The following is a 16,959-nucleotide window of genomic DNA, read 5'->3' as shown; positions in this document are numbered from 1 at the left end:
CAATGGACAGATAACTATACTAAATGTTATCATCTGCTAAAAATGTTTATCAGGTAGGTTAATGATAAGTCGACTAAAAAAATACATGAAATGGAAATAGAAATAACTTTTGAAAAATAGAAAGAACAAATTGCATGGATGCTTGACCAATACAACTAAAACTTAGAGAAGAAATATCAAGCCTGTAACCTACTTTTTTTAAAACCTGCGCTTGTAGCCTAAATTCAAAGTTTTTAACAAAAGTAGTCTCAAGAATAGCCTCTTGAATATGTCCAGCTAAAGAAACTTCTTCATAAAAAGATACTTCAGAAGGAATTTTCTTATTTGAATTTCTTTCTAAACAAACAAAAAGACATAAAGCAATGCAAAAAAATAAAATTTTTAATAAAATCAAGGCAAAAAATCTCATAAATATGACATAAATCAGTATATAATCATCAAAAGTATAATATTTATTGAAAATTTATAATAATTACATAAAAAATATACACAAAAAACTAAAAAATTAGCAAAAACAATCGTTCAACACAATAAAATCAGTAAATTGATATAAAAATTTAAAAAATAACCAACAAATAAATTAAAAACCTAAGGGTTTAGCTTTAATAACTCGTGAATTTAATCAGGTAATAAGACTAATGAGCAGAAAATGATTATAGAAAAAGGAAATGATGTATAATATAAACCTAGAAACTGCCTTGATAAAAGCAGCATCTTCATAAAGATTATTCTATAAAGAAATGAAAATTAAGTTTTCCAAAAAATACGTTTGATAGTAAAAAATGAGGTTATTAAGGCTACCAGCGTTGTAAATATGAATCCTCTGCTAACGCCACCCCAAGCATTAAAATTTAACGCATTTAAAAGTATTTCTGTATGACTAATTTTTAATAAAGGGAGTAAAAAAAGAGCTCCACAGGTATATGCAATCATAGGATTTTGCCCTACCTTGGCAATAAAACTAAAAACATTTTTAAAATAACCTCCTGATTCTAAAAACATAAAACTTACAAGAGTTAAAAAAGCTAGTCCACTACAAATAAAATAATAACTATAGGTTGATGGATCTTTTTTTATCCCCCCTTCAAAAGGTTCAAAAACCAAACCCAAAATAAGCAGGAAAACACCCCATCTTATAAAATTTTGAAAAAGTAAATGTAACGCTGCTTTTCTACTCAAGAGAATAATAAGTAACGAAAAACCTATAGTTACTAAAATATTTATGTCAAGCGCTCTGGAGAACAATAAAGTAACATTTATAACTACCAATAAAATAGATAAAGCAGCTATCGCTAAAGTTATAACTGATGATTTTATAACTACTTGCTTTTGCTTAGTTTCCAAAAGCCAATCGCCCGCAAAAGTACCCGGTATGATGATGAATAAATATTTGAGATAATAAAAACTATAGGCCCAAGGTATAGGCGACCACTTAAATACCTGACTTACCCAGCTATCATCAACCTTAGCAGAAAGAAATATACCCATAACAAGCGGAAGTATGGCCAGTCTTAATCCAGGTTTATACTGAGTTAAAATCCAGATAGTAGAACCAAACAATGCCATATTTGCCAGTACAATGATAATAATATCACTACGGTAAAAATCAAATCCATTTTCTTTAAAAGGGTAAAAAACAAGAAAAAGCATGGCGATAAAAAAAGCAAAAATTTGCCTGCCTATGGAAAAAGATTTACTTTCAAAATTGGTTTTAGAAAACAATAAAAAAAGAAGCATAAAGCAGCCTACAGAAAGTAAGTTTTCAGTCATCCCGGGACGCTCACTCATTACCCAAGCCCTACCATGAAAGATAAATATTGCAAAAAAGACAAGTAAAACATAACGTTTAACTACTTGCAATAAAACAATAAAAATACTCGATTTTTCTAGCTTACTGCTTAAAGCAAGTGGAAAAGCTGCCCCCATAGAGAATAGAAAGAAAGGAAAAACCAAATCAACCCAGGTAATTCCCGCTATTTCAGGATTAAACACATACTTTGGCGGAGGCACTTGTGCATGGAACATCCATGCAGGCATAAAATCTGCAAAAGCGATACTTCCTGATAATACCATCAGTAAAATAGCCAACCCTCTTAAAACATCTAAGGATAAGAAACGACTGGTCATATCATGATGAACTACTTTCATTTAAAAGTTAGCGATGATGATCATCTGGAAATTTAGCTTTATATGGATAAACTTCTTTAAAAACACTTTGTATTTCTTTGTTATTTAAAGCTTCGTTATAGAAAAATATTTCGCCGTTAATATTCAAATCTCTATTAATTTTCAATTGTTGTTTCAATAAATCAGCAGACATTTTAATCTGATTACCCTCCATTAAGATGATGCCAGGGGCAAAAAGCTGTTTTGGACGATTGCTATTAACATAAGATAGCGCTTCTGATACTGTATTTTTATAAGCATCAGCACTATACCTATAACATTGTACTGCCAGCAAATCGCAAATACCCTCTTTTACCCAGTTAGGCCAATCCTGCATTAAATTTTCTTTACTCCATGGATAAGGATTTGGAGCAAAACTTACCATGATATCCTTTTTTAAAGCATGTGCAGCTTTATATAATCTTTTCCCAAACTGGTTCAAAATAGCAATTCGCCAATTTACCCAGCTTTTTTCATTAAAATCTTGAGGCGGAAGATTTCCTTGATGTTCAGCTTTATATTTAGCTATTGTATAAGCATCGTAACCAGAATTTCTAGGCATAGCCGGTAAACGATCATCACCCTGTACGCCATCTACCTCAGGATATAATTTTATTCCTTCTTCAATTAATTTTATCATATAATCCTGAACTTTTGGATGATATGCATTAAAATAAAAATCTTTCTGATGATAGGCTGCTGGCTTACCATCATTACCTATACCCAGCCAATCAGGATTTTTTGCTAACAAAGGGTTTTTATCGGTAATAGGTTTAGTATCTCCCATAAATCCATACTCGTACCAAAAAAACACTTTAATATGGCGTTGATGCGCTAGGCGAATTAAATCTGCTACAGGGTCACCAGTAGGGCTTTTTAAGGGTTGATGATATTGACTCAGATACGGACTTAACATACTGGTTGCAGCTAAATTTTTTGAACCGGTATATTCCTTAATTACTTTACTAGGATAAATACTTTGCGTTTGTGCATAAGAAACCAGAAAGACCGCATTAAAATTCAAGCTATCCAGTAATCCTACAAATTTCTGTACATTTTCATAACTATGTAATACCTTAGTAAAACGTGGTGCTGGTACCCAAACACCTCTTACAGCTTCTATTTGTTTTACTTGGCCGTTAGCATGCAAAGCAATGGTAATGAGTAATAAAACCCATACTTTCTTTCTCATATCATAAAAATAAGGCTGTCTCAATCTCAAACAGCATCAGGTTAATATGAAGCCCGTATTCATCCTTCTACTCTATTCAGGATATTATCGTCTTCACTTATAAGAACATTTACTCTTATGAACATATTAAATTCCACTCAAAGAGAAACACTTAACATCTTTGTTCATAAGAGACTTCTTTTAATATTAAGGTTATTTTCCTTTGTTATAAGTTTCAAAATAGCTAGGAAACTTTTTGATGCCTTCAAAAAACCAAAAGCTTTCACCAGTGATGCCACTAGCCCTATTTTCATTAATCATTTGAATAACAAATTGCTCTGATGGATTATAATCAGCGTTTTGCATCAGAATACCAGGATAAAACTTAGTTTTAAACTGTGGTTTTAGATAAGTAAGCTGTTGTGCTAAAGTAGCTCTGTAAGCAGCAAAGTCATATCTGTAAACTTGGGGCAGTACCATATCTGTGTAGCCTTTATCTAACCAAGCAGGCCAATCCTGCAAATATTCGTTCTTTGCAAAAGGATGAACACTTGGTGCATTAGTAACCATAACATTAGGTTTTCTGGCTTTTACCTGCTGATATACACGACCCCAATATTCTGTTAACAAATCAGATCTCCAATTTAACCATGCTGCATTTTTTGAGTCTGCCGGAGGATTAGCCCCATTGTGCTGAGCTTTATATAAATTAACAGTATAAGTATCATAACCACCTTCAGAAGGTAAAGCTGGTAATCTATCATCGCCTTGCACACCATCAACATCATACTTGTTTACTACTTCTAAAATCAAGGAAGTCATAAAATCCTGCACCTCTGGTAAAAACGCATTCATCCACTCAAAACCATTTTTCTTTAATAGGTTACCACTAAAGTCTCTAGCTGCCCAATTTGGTTTTGTTTGAATAATTAACCCTCCATTTTGGTTGTTTGAAGCCGCAAAACCATACTCAAACCAAGCATGTACTTTTATGTTTTCCTTATGCGCTTCTTCAATCATTTCTTGTAAAGGGTCTCTACCAGCAAATCTTTCCATGATTCTTACACCAAAAGTATTTTGCATAATATCACTTGGATATAAAGTTCTGCCCTGGTTCCATACCACCACAAAAATATTATTAACGCCACTGGCTTTACAAGTAGCTACTGTTTGTATAATATTAGCTCTTGAATTCAGTGCATCACTGGCTACATTGGTAACCCAAGTACCGGCAAAATGTACTTCTTTTTTGACGTTACTAGTAGGCAGCCTTTTGATTTCTTTCTCGCAAGCAGAGCTACCTAAAAATATGGTAAAAGCTAATGTTAAAATGTAATATTTCATTTTGTTTGTATTTTTTAATTAGTTATATAAGAGCTTGTTTCTAAAAAAATGCTTTAGAAACAAGCTCTTATGATTGTTGAGATAAGTTATTGCTCTAATTGGTAAAAACGCATACCAATATTGGTACAAACAAACACCGCATGTAACTTACCATTGATAATGGCCATATCTGCATCCATGGTTAAATTTCCGTTGGCCTGAGTAGATGGCATTAAAACGTCCATAATTGGATTTTGTATAGATGCCAATTGATTATCAGTAATATCAGAAACCCTAAAAGCAGCACCTCTATTTGGCACAAATACGGTATACGCCAGATAAGTTCTACCATTATGTCTAAATACTTTAGCATCCGTTGTTTGGGTACTAGGTACTCTGCTTATTTCTCCTAAAGTACCAGTTAAGCTTACAATACCATTAAAGGCAGCACTCGTAAGCGTACCTATATAACCTGATGTACCTATTGGCATAGGTTCTAAACTAAAATAAAAACCAGGGCTAGCTATAGGATGTGTTAATTTAGTTGGTGTAGGGTTTAAGACACCTCCTGTAACCGTCCAAACAAAAACATCTGTACTTTGCGCTCTTCCAACAGTAATAATAGCATTTCCATCTAAACTACCTTGAACATTAATACCTGCAGCTCTAAATGCTGTAGCTCCCAAACCTAATGATGCAGATGAATATGTGATATAAGGCACTGGGGCAGAAGTTACATTATCCCATTTATAAATAAATTGGTCAGCAGTTGTTAAGCCCAAAGAAACACTTAAAATAACACCTTTACTATCTGTAGCTATCTTACGAATACTGTTTGCTATGGTAGTTCCTGTTCTGTTAAGAACACCTTGTTGTACACCTGCTAAATTATAGTAATTTGGACCAACAACAGTAGGTGGAGTTGCCGAGTAGTTAGGAACAATAATATTGTTTCCACTAATAGCTACACCCGTTAAATCATTTATTGGGAAGCCAAAACTAGCATAAGACCTCTCAAATATTGGTGTTAAAGATAACTTAGGTACACCAATAGTGAATTCCTTTTCTATACCATCTGTACCTGTTATTTTCACTTTCGAAGTTCCTGTCAACAAATTAAGATTAGTACCTGTAAATGTAGGGTCTATACGGTTTCCAAAACCAGCACTTATAGTAACGGTAGAATTAGAAAAATCTGTTAAACCTTTTACATAAGGCACCAATGTAGATGGTGCAACAACAACTACTGAGTCTGTTGCAATACCATTTATAGTCATTGATCTTACAGAAGCTGGCCCTACTTCTTCTGAAGTAATAATAAAATCGTAATTGTAAATAGTGCTTTCATCAACACCTAGAATTCTAAAGGTTCTAGGGTTCGTATAATCTGCTGCAACTCCGTTTGTAAAATCCTGTAAAGTACCGTTTACAAAACCCAAAGTTACTTTAAGGTTAGTTAAGTTGGTATTTTCTGGAACCTGTACAATTAAAGAATTTGCGCTGAAGAAAATATTTGATGCCGGAATGGTTAATCCTTCTACAATAAGATTAGATAAAGATGGTGGCGATTGAATTTTTAAAACAACGTCTAACCTTTCACCATCACTGCCAAGTAAAGTAAGGGGTAAGGGCTTTCGCACATCCATAATCTCGTCATTATTAAAATTTTGCAGATTTCCATTAGCAACCAATACCTGTACTTTTGCTTTAGACAAATCTCTACCAGCCGGAACGGTAACTAAAACATCATTATTAGTGTAAGTAGGTAGATACAATTGCCCATCAACTTTTACACCTACAATTTTAGCTCCCTCATACAGCCTATCCAGCTCATCCTTTTTTTCGCAAGCACTAAATGCAATCATTACCAGCAGTAGCAATGAAGCAACCTTAGTGGTTAAAGAATTTATACTTTTCATAATTTTATTATTTATATCTGTAAAACAGGTCTGTTAATTTCCGTATCCTAGGTTTTGCCCTAAAGTAGGCTGTTTATTAACTTCAGTTTGTGGTATTGGCCATAAGTAAAATCTATCTTCCCATCGGCGATCTCTGTCTCTGCTTCTCAACTTATTGGCAAATGCAGCATAACTGGCTACATCATTTAAATCACGTTCTGAACCTGGACCACCAAATGAAGGCACCATGTCTGGCGTGGCTTGGTCATAACCATTTGGATACGTATTGGTTGCAGGGTTTACACCTGTAGCTAAAGGATAACCGTAAGTAGGTTCTGCATTTTGTAACGCTCCTAATCTCCAACGGCGCATATCAAAGAAATAAAGTGATTCTTTCATTAACTCTACTTTACGCTCTCTACGTACTATTTGGCGCATTTTATCCTGATTACCTGCCCTAGAAGGGTCTGCTGTTAAAATACCAGGCATACCAACCCTTGCTCTAACCCTGTCTATAGCATCTGTAACGGTAGCATCCAACTCTCCCAATTCAATTTTTGCCTCAGCATAAGTCAAAAGAATTTCAGCATAACGCATAATCATAATGTTATAGGTTGCCTGTGAAGTTACTTCATCATCAAAATGATTATATTTTTTCCACGCAAAACCTACTCCACTTTGTACATAGCCAAATGCAGCAACTGCTCCAACATAATCTGTATTATCAACCAATCTAGGGTTATTTTGAGCATCAAACTCCGTTGTACGAGGGTTATAAATTTGCATTAAAAACTTACGCTTATTGCTACCTGTATTACCAATAATAGTATCTCCTTGAGTGTAAATCGTAGCTTTTAACCTCGGGTCTCTATTTACGAAAGGATTACGTGGATTATAGCCTGAACCAGCTTCATCTATTCGTTTACCGTTGATGGTTTCATAAGTATCTACCAATTGCTGAGTAGGGAATCTTCCACTTTGACCAATCATACGCACATGCTCACCAAAAGACATATAATGGTAATTTCTTTCTCCTACATCAGAGAACATCATAAACATCATAGTTTCTCTTTTCACATCTGGTTTAAGCTGTCCAACTCTAGTAAAAATCTCATTATAATTATTAGCCAACCCACGACCACTTTCATCCATAACTCTTTTAGCAGCATCTGCTGATATTCTAAAATATGCAGTAGCTTTAGTTTGGTCTTTAACTGCATCTCTGCCAAAACCAAATTTATGCCATGATGCCGCATACAAAGCAATTCTGGCCTTTAAACCAAATGCTACTGATTTATCAACCCTACCAAACTCTGTGGCTATCCAAGGAAGATTAACTGATGCCTCATCTAAATCAGCTATTACTCTTTCTACCACAGTTTCCCAAGGTGTACGTGTTAGTTCTCTAATTTGTGCCTCAGTAACTGGTTGTTCAAAATAAGGTATATCTCCAAACAGGCTAACTAACAAGATATTAAAATAAGCCCTTAACACCCTAACCTCACTAACATATTGCTTTGCTTGGTCATTTAAATCATCGTAAAATGGCTCGGCACCACTAATAACAGAATTACATCTGGCAACAGCAGTATACAAATTGGCATACGTTAACTCAATAGGGAAATTAGTTCTAAGATCTAGATTACCTACACCAATAGAACTATTATCAGCCCTTTCAATTCCAAAAGGTGTATACATATCCCATAAAATTGAAAAAGGAATTAAACTACTATTTGGAGCCGCGTGATTCAATTTCAACATCATATAGCAGCCATTTGCCCCTTGTGCTATAGCACCTTCATTATTATAAAAATTAGATGATAAATATTCGCTCAAAGGTTGTCTATCTAAATAATCTTTCTGACAGCCAGAAGAAACTGTTAGCAATGCAATCAATACTATTGCAAAACCGCTTTTAACTATTTTATTTTTCATTTTTCTTTAGCTCTAGTGATTAAAAATTCATATTAAGACCAAAAGTGTAGGTTTGCATGATTGGGTAAAACTCCCCTCCTACAGAACCATCATAGGTAACCTCTGGATCATAACCGTCATAAAAATTGCTTAGGGTAAATAAGTTCTGCCCACTGATATAAAATCTTAAATTATTAAGTTTTAATTTTTGGGAAAGTTGCTTAGGTAAGGTATAACCTAATACAACATTTTTTAACCTGCCATAAGCCGCATTTCTCACCCATTTATCAGACCTTACAAAGTTGTCAGCAGAGTTTGCCTCTGGAACTAAGATTGGATACTCTGCATTAGGATTTTCAGGTGTCCAATAATCAACCTGATGACGGAATAAGTTAGCACCATTAGCAAATGGTCTTAAACCTACACCACTTAAAAATGCCGAACGTTGACCTATACCTTGTATGAAAGCTATAAAATCAAAGTTTTTGTAGCTTGCGGTTAAGTTTATACCATACTCATAATGTGGAAAAGGATCGCCTAGATACACCTGATCTCTTTGATCAATCAATAATGGATCTACACCTTCACCTTGGAATATTTTTTTGTACTTAACAAACCCAGGACGAGCCGCACCACTTAACTTAGGTGAGTTAGCTACATCATCTAAATCAACATAATAACCGTCTGATAAATAACCCCAAATACCATTGTTAGGATAACCTACAACTTGCGTACGGTCTTGAGAATTTAAGCCATTTAAATCAGTGATTTCGTTACGGTTATCATTTAACGTAACAGTAATACCGTAATTAAAGTCTTTAATTTTATTTCGATAGCCTAAAGAAATTTCCCATCCTTTATTTTCCATACTTCCTGCATTGGTAAATGCAGGCTGTAAACCGGCATAATAAGGTGGAGGAAAGCGTAATAACATGTCATTGATGGTTCTAATGTAATATTCTGCCGTAACTGTTAGTTTATCCCTAAAAAAACTTCCATCAATACCTACGTTAAATTGAGTTGATGATTCCCATGAAATATCAGGATTAGCAAGTGCAATTTGTGCAACCCCATCTGCCAGCTCTTTTCCGTCTCCTAAGTAATAACTATATCCATTATTGATGGTTGCTGCAAATGGATAATTACCTATATCCTGATTACCTAGCAATCCGTAAGAAGTTCTTAGCTTTAATAAATCAATCCAACTTTTACTTTTGCTTAAGAAGTTCTCCTCAGAAATTACCCATCCTGCGGCGGCTGAAGGGAAAAAGCCCCAGATATTATCCCCTCTAAATCGGGAAGAACCATCATATCTACCATTAATTTCTAGCAAATATTTTTGGCTAAAATCATAATTGATACGACCATAGTAAGATTCCATAGCCCACTCATTAGCGCCACCGCCAGAAGTAGCTGATGCACCTAAACCATTATTTAAATAATAACGTCCTAAAGTGAAGCCTTGTTTAGCTCCAAAAAACGAAGTATTGGTATTATCCTCTGCTTGATAACCAGCAATGATTTTAGCATTATGTTTATTAATGCTTTTGGTATAAGAAGTTTGAAATCTATAAAAATTACGAACAGTTTGGTTCCAGCTTTCCGTTAAGCCATCTTGTGCAGGAAATTGACCCAAAACTTGTCCCTTTAAAGAAACTGTATAAGGAATAATTAAACTTCTATTTCTACCGGTAACGGTTCTTAAAGAGTATTGTCCTAATACCTCAAAACCTTTAGCGGGCGTTAAAGTTAAAGTTCCGTTTACAATAGACTCCGAAGATTTATTTCTATTCTCTCCACTAGCATAAGCCGCAGCAGTAGGGTTATCACCATTTTTACCATAACCCCAATTACCATCTAACTCTCTGGCAGCAGAAAGAGTTGGTAGCATATATAAAGCTTTACCAATAATATTTTTTGGAGTACCTAATCCAGGTCTTAATTCATTTGATTGTCTTAATGAAGTATTTAATGAAAAAGTAGCCCAAGGCTTAATCTTTGCATCAGCATTAAGCATTAAATTAGTACGATTGAAATTATTATTAGGAATTAATCCGTCTTGCCCTAAAAAAGTACCAGAACCAAAGAATGATATTTTATCACTACCACCGCTAATAGATACGTTATGGTTTTGCATTAAGGAATTATTCGAAATAGTTTCGTTCTTCCAATCGGTATCATATCTATTCCAGTTATCAGGCTTTAAAGTACGTTGTTCTTCAATCAATTGTAACTGTTGCTGTCTTTGAGTTGGAGATACCGTAATGCCAGCATTGTCAAACGCATTAAGCTCTGCCTGTAAATATTCATAAGCACTTACAGGATCTGGCAAATTTGTTGGTCTTTGTAAGGTTGAGTAGCCATTATAACTGGTTGTAATAGTACCTGCCTTACCTTTTTTGGTGGTAATTAAAATAACACCATTAGCAGCTCTAGACCCATAAATAGAAGCAGATGCTGCATCCTTTAGTACAGAAACAGATTCAACCGTGTTCATATCAATTTGGTTGATGTTGGTTTCAATACCATCTAATAAAACCAAAGGATCAGTATTTGAATTGATAGAGCCTACTCCTCTAATCCTGATTCTTGATCCATCAGCACCAGGTTGCCCAGATTCTTGCTGTACCGTTACCCCTGGTAACTTACCTTGTAATGCTGTAGACAAAGATGCAACACTACGTGTATTAAGTTCTGTACCCGTAATAGCAGATACTGACCCTGTTAGCGTTGCCTTTCTTTGTGTAGCATAACCTACAACAACAGTCTCATTTAAAGCAATAGAAACTGATTTTAAATTTACATTTAAATTTTGTTGACCAGAAAAAACAATAGTCTGAGGTTCATAACCTATAGCAGAAATAACAATGGATTGACCATTTTCTACTGCTAACTGGAAATTTCCTTGCTGGTCTGTCGTGGTGCCTTTCTGAGTTCCTTTTATTGTAACAGAAACTCCAGGTAAAGCACCTACTTCATCGGATACTGTTCCTTTTAACATAGTGCTTTGTGCATGTACATATACAGCAGCTACCAAAAGGAATAAGATAAGCGTTATGGTTCTTTTCATTTGGTTTAACATTTATTGATTAGTTTAAAGAGTTTGAGATATTTCATAATAATTAGGTTTAATTTTTAAGGATTGGATACTGGCCTATCTGTTTTGGCTAAACCAAAAGTTTTGTTTGGCTTACTACCCATGGTATATTCTAATGTTCCACCGTTCATGATATCATCATACATGATGTAAGATTTTGTATATGCTTTGCCATTGAGTTTAACTGATTGTATATATTTATGAGTTGCACTATTATCAAGTGCAATAATTTTGAATTTTTTACCATTATTAAGCGTAATATTTATTTTATCTGCCAATGGAGACCCGAAAACAAACATTCCGTTAACCGGATTTACAGGATAAAAACCCATAGATGAGAAAATATACCATGCAGACATCTGTCCACAATCTTCATTACCTATTAAACCATTAGGCGTGGCTTTATAAAATTTATCAAAAACTTCACGAACCTTTTCTGCTGTTTTCCATTGTTGCCCTACAAAAGGGTATAAATATAGAATATGATGGCTAGGCTCGTTTCCATGAGCATATTGCCCTATCATACCTGTAATATCTATAGAAGCACCTTCATTTAAATCTGATTTAACTGTAAAAAGGCTATCTAACTTGGTAATAAATTTACTTTCGCCTCCAAATACGTTTATCAATCCTTCAACATCATGTGGCACCAACCAGGTATACTGCCAAGCATTACCTTCAACATAATCATCCTCCATGTGTATGCTGTGATACGGATTAAAATTTGCCCGCCAGCTACCATCAGATAACTTTCCACGCATAAAACCTGTACTTTTATCAAAGTAATTTTTATAATTCTGAGATGATTTAAAATAAGTTTTGAAAACCTCCTTTTTGCCTGTTTGCGCAGCAAATTTTGCTATAGCATAACTATCTATAGCATATTCTAAACCCTTAGCAACAGACCAAGGTTCTTGATCAGCAGAAATATAACCTTGCTTGCGTGTATCTTTTAAGCCTAATTGATTATAGTCTTCAAATCCTTTAATTGCATTCCAAACCCTTTCTTGATTAAGATTAAAACCCTTTAAATAGGCATCTACAACCACTGGGATAGAATGAAAACCTACCATAGTACCCGTTTCGTTTCCAACCAGAGGCCATACAGGCATAGTACCTTGCTGCTCTTGAATAGCTAATAAACTATTAGCATAGTCAGCAACACGCTCATCTGTTAAAGTATACAAGGGGTGTACAGCCCGATAGGTATCCCATAAAGAAAAAATGGTATAAGGTGTAAAACCTTTTGCTTGGTATATCTTACCATCTGCACCACGATAGTCTCCATTTACATCACTAAACACAGATGGAGCTATTTGCGAATGATATAATGCGGTATAAAATTGCGTAACAATGGTTGAATCTTGCGCTTCAAAATCAAATGTAGATAGTGATTTATTCCAGGCTTCCTCTGCCTTAGCTTTAGTTTGTTCAAAATCCCAACTTGGCATCTCAGTTTTTAAATTTAATGCTGCTCCAGCCTCAGATACATAAGAAATACCTGTTTTTAACAAAAGAGGTTGGTTATCATTTTCAAAATTTAATATGGTGTTGAGCCTAATCCCATTTGCTTCTTTAGCATTTACGGTATCTGCACCTGATAAAATTTGATGTTTTAAAATGGGTTTAGAGAAAACTGTAGTAAAATAAACCTTATGGTCTTTTGCCCATTCATCAGAAATACGGTAACCGGATATAGTAGTATCATTCAAAATTTTAATACCTGCATCTAAGGTTCCTTTTCTGGAAAGGATAGATTGTACACTTTCCTCAAGATTCACGATAACGTTGGCTTCACTATTTTTAGGAAAGTGATATCGCTGCAAACCAACTCTTTGGCTGGCAGTAAGCTCTGCTTCTATTTGATAACGCTTAAGTTTAACCTGATAATAATGAGGCTTTGCAATTTCTGTACTTTTATCAAACGTAGAGAAATAAGTCTTTGCAAAACTTGCCGTATCTTTCATAGGCCGAGAAGGCAGCTTACCCACTGGCATAAAGATTATATCTCCCAAATCTGCTATACCAGTACCACTTAGATGTGTTTGCGCAAAACCTATAATGGTAGAATCAGAATCATGATAACCAGAACACCAATCCCACCCTTTAGTTAAATTATTAGGTCCTAATTGCACCATACCATGTGGCACAGAAGCTCCTACAAAAACATGTCCATGCCCGCCAGAACCAATTAGTGGATTAACAAAATTCAAATAATTATTTTCCCTTACTTCAGATGTTTTAGGATGACAGGCCAAAAACAATAAGATGGGTGAAATAATTAATAAAACATGTTTTTTTTGTTTAAACATCTATTTGTTAGTTAAAAAATTAAAAAAGATAATGCTCTTAATTTATGACTGATTTTCTTTTATCTAATTCTGTAAAAGATAATTATTGGGTATTTATTGCTAAAACACTAATAATTAAGGGCTACCAATTATAACACAAGATATTATTTTTTTTTAATATATAAAATTACTTTAATATTTTATTTTAAAAAGTTATTTAACACACTTATTCCATGAAGCAATCATGTGTATTAAAATTTCTGATGATTTAAACGAGCTGAAGCGATTGCTTGAGCTCAAAGGTCTTATAAACTTGGAACATTGCTCTAGGAGCATGGAAACAACCTTTCCACTTACCACCTTTAAGGTTAATCAAAACCTCTCCACGCCTGTTTAGATAGCCGTACCACTCGCCATATTCTTCGTCTCTAAAATGCTTCCAAGAATATTCATGAAGTTTCTCAAACCAATACTTAGCTTGTGCATTGCCTGTTAAAGCCCATGCTTTAGCCATACAAACTAAGGCTTCTAGGTGCACCCACCATAATTTTTGATCCCACTCTAACTGTAATGGCGGATGCCCCTTAAAATCAAGAAAGTAAAATATGCCACCGAAATCTTTATCCCACCCATATTCTAAAGTTTTTATAGCAATTTCTATAGCCTTATTAACCAAATCTTTATCATTTAAACGAACGCCTAAATCCATCATAAACCACATAGCCTCAATGGTATGACCTGGGTTTAACAAACGCCCCTCGAAAGTATCTGAGAAAGACCCATCTTTATTAACATTCTCGAATATCACTCCGTATTCTGGTTGGTAAAACACATTCATAACTTCATCTATCACATCTGCTATTAAATTGTTTACCAAGCTTTTATCAAGCAAATGTTCTATCTCTAATGATAAATTACTAAGAATCATCGGTAAAGAAAAATTCCTTAATTCACGTGTTCCCGGATAAATTTTATTGTATTTACCTTTTGTATTATCTCTTCTTTTAAGAATGTTTTCGAAGGTTTTTTTAGCGATATCTGCATATTCATCTTTACCGGTAGCAGTATATAGCGCTCCAAACCCCATAGTGGCAAAACAATCTGAAAAAATATTATAAGGCTGCACCAAAGGCTTCCCCTCTTGGTTTAAAGAAAAATACCAATCTCCATGCGCATCTCTACCATATTTTTGCATAAAGTTGGCACCATGCTGCGCCATTGCCAAATACGCTGGATTTGCTTCCAGCTTATTATAAAGTGTTGCAAAGGTCCATACTTGCCTGCCTTGCAACCACATAAATTTATCTGTATCAAAAACATTACCGTACCTGTCTAAACAGGTGAAAAAGCCCCCATACTTCTCGTCTTTAGAATGCTTCATCCAAAACGGTATAATACTTTCTATGAGCTCTTTTTTATAAACTTTACTATAATTATCCATGTATTTGTGTGTATTTATTTTAATAATGTTTTTCGATATTCATGATAGCGGTTATAAAGATGCCCTGCTTGTAAATAAGCAGATTGCGGACTCATAAAATGTGAAAACTCGAAAGTAATGGCTTTATCATATCCCGCGGCTGCCGCTGCTTCTAGTTTCAAACGCATCTTATCAAACTTAATAGGCAAAAACTTGATAGGCATATCCCTATCAAATGATTCTACATTAGTCCAGCATTGCAGACCAAACTTATCTGCAAGTTTTTTATTGACTTCAAAAAATGCAGGTAACTCGTGATAATCAACATGTCCATCTTGAAAAGCGACAGCGTCTATTGCCCCAGAAATACCTTCAAAAATTTCACCCCATTCTTCTTCATGCTCTTTTACAGAAATGGCATCGGCTTTACTCAATCCCGAAGTATGAGCCATAACAGCTTTTCTGCCATCTATATAAGGAGAGATTAATGTAGGTAAACCATTACTTATATCTTTGCACTGCATTCCCAAGGTTTTAAAAGCTTGTATAGAACCTTTGGTTTTACGACTAATTTCTGTACTCACATACCAACCACTAAAGCTTTTGTGATGCCCATATTTAGTCCAAACTTCATCTACTACGTATCGGTTAGCATCTATTTCTGCTTGTAAATTGCCAGTATCCCAAAAAATACCGCTATCATATAAACCAAAATAAAATTTCATCTCGTACTTATCAGCAAGGCTCAGAAAAAGTTCTAGCAGATCTATAGAAGGCTTATAACAACTGTAATTTTTTATCAAATATTCAGAGGGATAAGTAATAAATTTTCGGTAGCCGCTACGGATCATGATGACCGTATCAATACCAATAGCTTTCATATAGATAAAATCTTGCTCCCACTCTTTCTCACCCCAGTTTTGATGAGGAATATCATGCGAGATTTCATCTATAAAAGTTCCGGTTATTTGCATTTTTAAAATTTTAATCTTGTTTTATCTGATGTATTTTAAAGACTTTAAATAATTTGCCCAAATGATATAAGCATTGGGCTGTAAGTGCAATCCATCAGTTGATAGTTCTTTTTCTAATTGCCCATCTTTTCCTTTTAATGCGGATTGATGGAGATTTACATAAGTACAACCATACTTCTTGGCTATCTTCTGAATTTCTTCATTAGCTTTATGGATACGCTCATTCGTGATTTTAGCATAAATTGCAGCTAACATTCCCTCATTTACAGGCAATATGCTTTGTACATATAATTTAGTTTTAGGAGATGTTTGCACTATAAGTTTGACGATTCTTTCGTAACTTATACCAACATCTTTTATACTTGCACCTCTTTTAATATCATTTACGCCAATGGCTAAAAATATTTTCTTAGGTTTATGAGCCAATATAGCAGGTAAACGATGGATAACACCATAAGTAACATCACCGCTTACACCACGATTAATGATATTTTTAGCATCAAACAGTTCTGTCCACTCACCAACCTCTGTTATACTGTTACCTAAAAAAACAATAGCATTCTTTTTTACTGGTAAAGCTTTAAAATAAGCTTCCCTTTTTAAAAAATAAGGACCGGCAAAGCTAGTATCAATAGTTTGTGCAAAGCTTGAGTATACCGAAAGGCAAATCAATAGCAGCATAAAAATTTCAATCAATCTTTTCAT

Annotated in this window: 11 protein-coding genes; all 11 read right to left on the bottom strand. The window is 34.5% G+C overall.

Features of this window, described 5'->3' with window-relative positions; all coding sequences use genetic code 11:
* Positions 1–73: 73 nt before the first annotated feature.
* Entirely contained in the window at positions 74–409 is a 336-nt protein-coding gene (locus B2745_RS14725; protein WP_304068210.1) for a hypothetical protein, read from the bottom strand.
* A 338-nt stretch (positions 410–747) separates the two neighbouring features.
* Positions 748–2,148, bottom strand: a complete 1,401-nt coding sequence (locus tag B2745_RS14720; RefSeq protein ID WP_304068209.1) for a DUF5009 domain-containing protein — start codon at positions 2,146–2,148, stop codon at positions 748–750.
* Positions 2,149–2,155: 7 nt separating this feature from the next.
* A complete protein-coding gene (locus B2745_RS14715; RefSeq protein ID WP_304068207.1) occupies positions 2,156–3,358 on the bottom strand; it encodes a glycoside hydrolase family 10 protein in 1,203 nt (400 codons plus the stop codon).
* Between the two features lie 192 nt (positions 3,359–3,550).
* Complete coding sequence (locus tag B2745_RS14710) at positions 3,551–4,681, bottom strand: glycoside hydrolase family 10 protein (protein WP_304068205.1); 1,131 nt, start codon at positions 4,679–4,681, stop codon at positions 3,551–3,553.
* A gap of 86 nt (positions 4,682–4,767) precedes the next feature.
* Positions 4,768–6,579 carry a hypothetical protein gene (locus B2745_RS14705; RefSeq protein WP_304068203.1) on the bottom strand — a complete coding sequence of 604 codons (1,812 nt, stop codon included), beginning with the start codon at positions 6,577–6,579 and terminating at the stop codon, positions 4,768–4,770.
* 33 nt (positions 6,580–6,612) lie between these two features.
* Positions 6,613–8,493: a RagB/SusD family nutrient uptake outer membrane protein gene (locus tag B2745_RS14700; RefSeq protein ID WP_304068201.1), complete on the bottom strand. Its 1,881-nt coding sequence runs from the start codon at positions 8,491–8,493 to the stop codon at positions 6,613–6,615.
* A 19-nt stretch (positions 8,494–8,512) separates the two neighbouring features.
* Positions 8,513–11,542, bottom strand: coding sequence for a SusC/RagA family TonB-linked outer membrane protein (locus tag B2745_RS14695; RefSeq protein ID WP_304068199.1), 3,030 nt, complete (start codon positions 11,540–11,542; stop codon positions 8,513–8,515).
* Positions 11,543–11,607: 65 nt separating this feature from the next.
* On the bottom strand, positions 11,608–13,881 hold the full coding sequence (locus tag B2745_RS14690; RefSeq protein ID WP_304068197.1) for a GH92 family glycosyl hydrolase: 2,274 nt from the start codon (positions 13,879–13,881) through the stop codon (positions 11,608–11,610).
* A 247-nt stretch (positions 13,882–14,128) separates the two neighbouring features.
* Positions 14,129–15,301: an AGE family epimerase/isomerase gene (locus B2745_RS14685; RefSeq protein WP_304068195.1), complete on the bottom strand. Its 1,173-nt coding sequence runs from the start codon at positions 15,299–15,301 to the stop codon at positions 14,129–14,131.
* A gap of 14 nt (positions 15,302–15,315) precedes the next feature.
* Positions 15,316–16,254 (bottom strand): DUF4434 domain-containing protein, encoded by a 939-nt coding sequence (locus tag B2745_RS14680; protein WP_304068193.1) that lies wholly within the window; start codon positions 16,252–16,254, stop codon positions 15,316–15,318.
* A gap of 21 nt (positions 16,255–16,275) precedes the next feature.
* A complete protein-coding gene (locus B2745_RS14675) occupies positions 16,276–16,959 on the bottom strand; it encodes a GDSL-type esterase/lipase family protein (RefSeq protein ID WP_304068191.1) in 684 nt (227 codons plus the stop codon).

The organism is Pedobacter glucosidilyticus (assembly GCF_002483235.1).
In the GTDB taxonomy this organism is placed as follows: Bacteria; Bacteroidota; Bacteroidia; order Sphingobacteriales; family Sphingobacteriaceae; genus Pseudopedobacter; species Pseudopedobacter glucosidilyticum_B.
Note: the sequence above shows the minus strand (reverse complement) of the source record. Positions and strands in the feature narration are given on the sequence as shown.

What these genes read in the sequence shown, in the direction of transcription:
- B2745_RS14725 (WP_304068210.1), bottom strand. Translation starts at nt 409, where the DNA reads ATGAGATTTTTTGCCTTGATTTTATTAAAAATTTTATTTTTTTGCATT.
- B2745_RS14715 (WP_304068207.1), bottom strand. Translation starts at nt 3,358, where the DNA reads ATGAGAAAGAAAGTATGGGTTTTATTACTCATTACCATTGCTTTGCAT.
- B2745_RS14685 (WP_304068195.1), bottom strand. Translation starts at nt 15,301, where the DNA reads ATGGATAATTATAGTAAAGTTTATAAAAAAGAGCTCATAGAAAGTATT.
- B2745_RS14700 (WP_304068201.1), bottom strand. Translation starts at nt 8,493, where the DNA reads ATGAAAAATAAAATAGTTAAAAGCGGTTTTGCAATAGTATTGATTGCA.
- B2745_RS14690 (WP_304068197.1), bottom strand. Translation starts at nt 13,881, where the DNA reads ATGTTTAAACAAAAAAAACATGTTTTATTAATTATTTCACCCATCTTA.
- B2745_RS14720 (WP_304068209.1), bottom strand. Translation starts at nt 2,148, where the DNA reads ATGAAAGTAGTTCATCATGATATGACCAGTCGTTTCTTATCCTTAGAT.
- B2745_RS14695 (WP_304068199.1), bottom strand. Translation starts at nt 11,542, where the DNA reads ATGAAAAGAACCATAACGCTTATCTTATTCCTTTTGGTAGCTGCTGTA.
- B2745_RS14710 (WP_304068205.1), bottom strand. Translation starts at nt 4,681, where the DNA reads ATGAAATATTACATTTTAACATTAGCTTTTACCATATTTTTAGGTAGC.
- B2745_RS14675 (WP_304068191.1), bottom strand. Translation starts at nt 16,959, where the DNA reads ATGAAAAGATTGATTGAAATTTTTATGCTGCTATTGATTTGCCTTTCG.
- B2745_RS14705 (WP_304068203.1), bottom strand. Translation starts at nt 6,579, where the DNA reads ATGAAAAGTATAAATTCTTTAACCACTAAGGTTGCTTCATTGCTACTG.
- B2745_RS14680 (WP_304068193.1), bottom strand. Translation starts at nt 16,254, where the DNA reads ATGCAAATAACCGGAACTTTTATAGATGAAATCTCGCATGATATTCCT.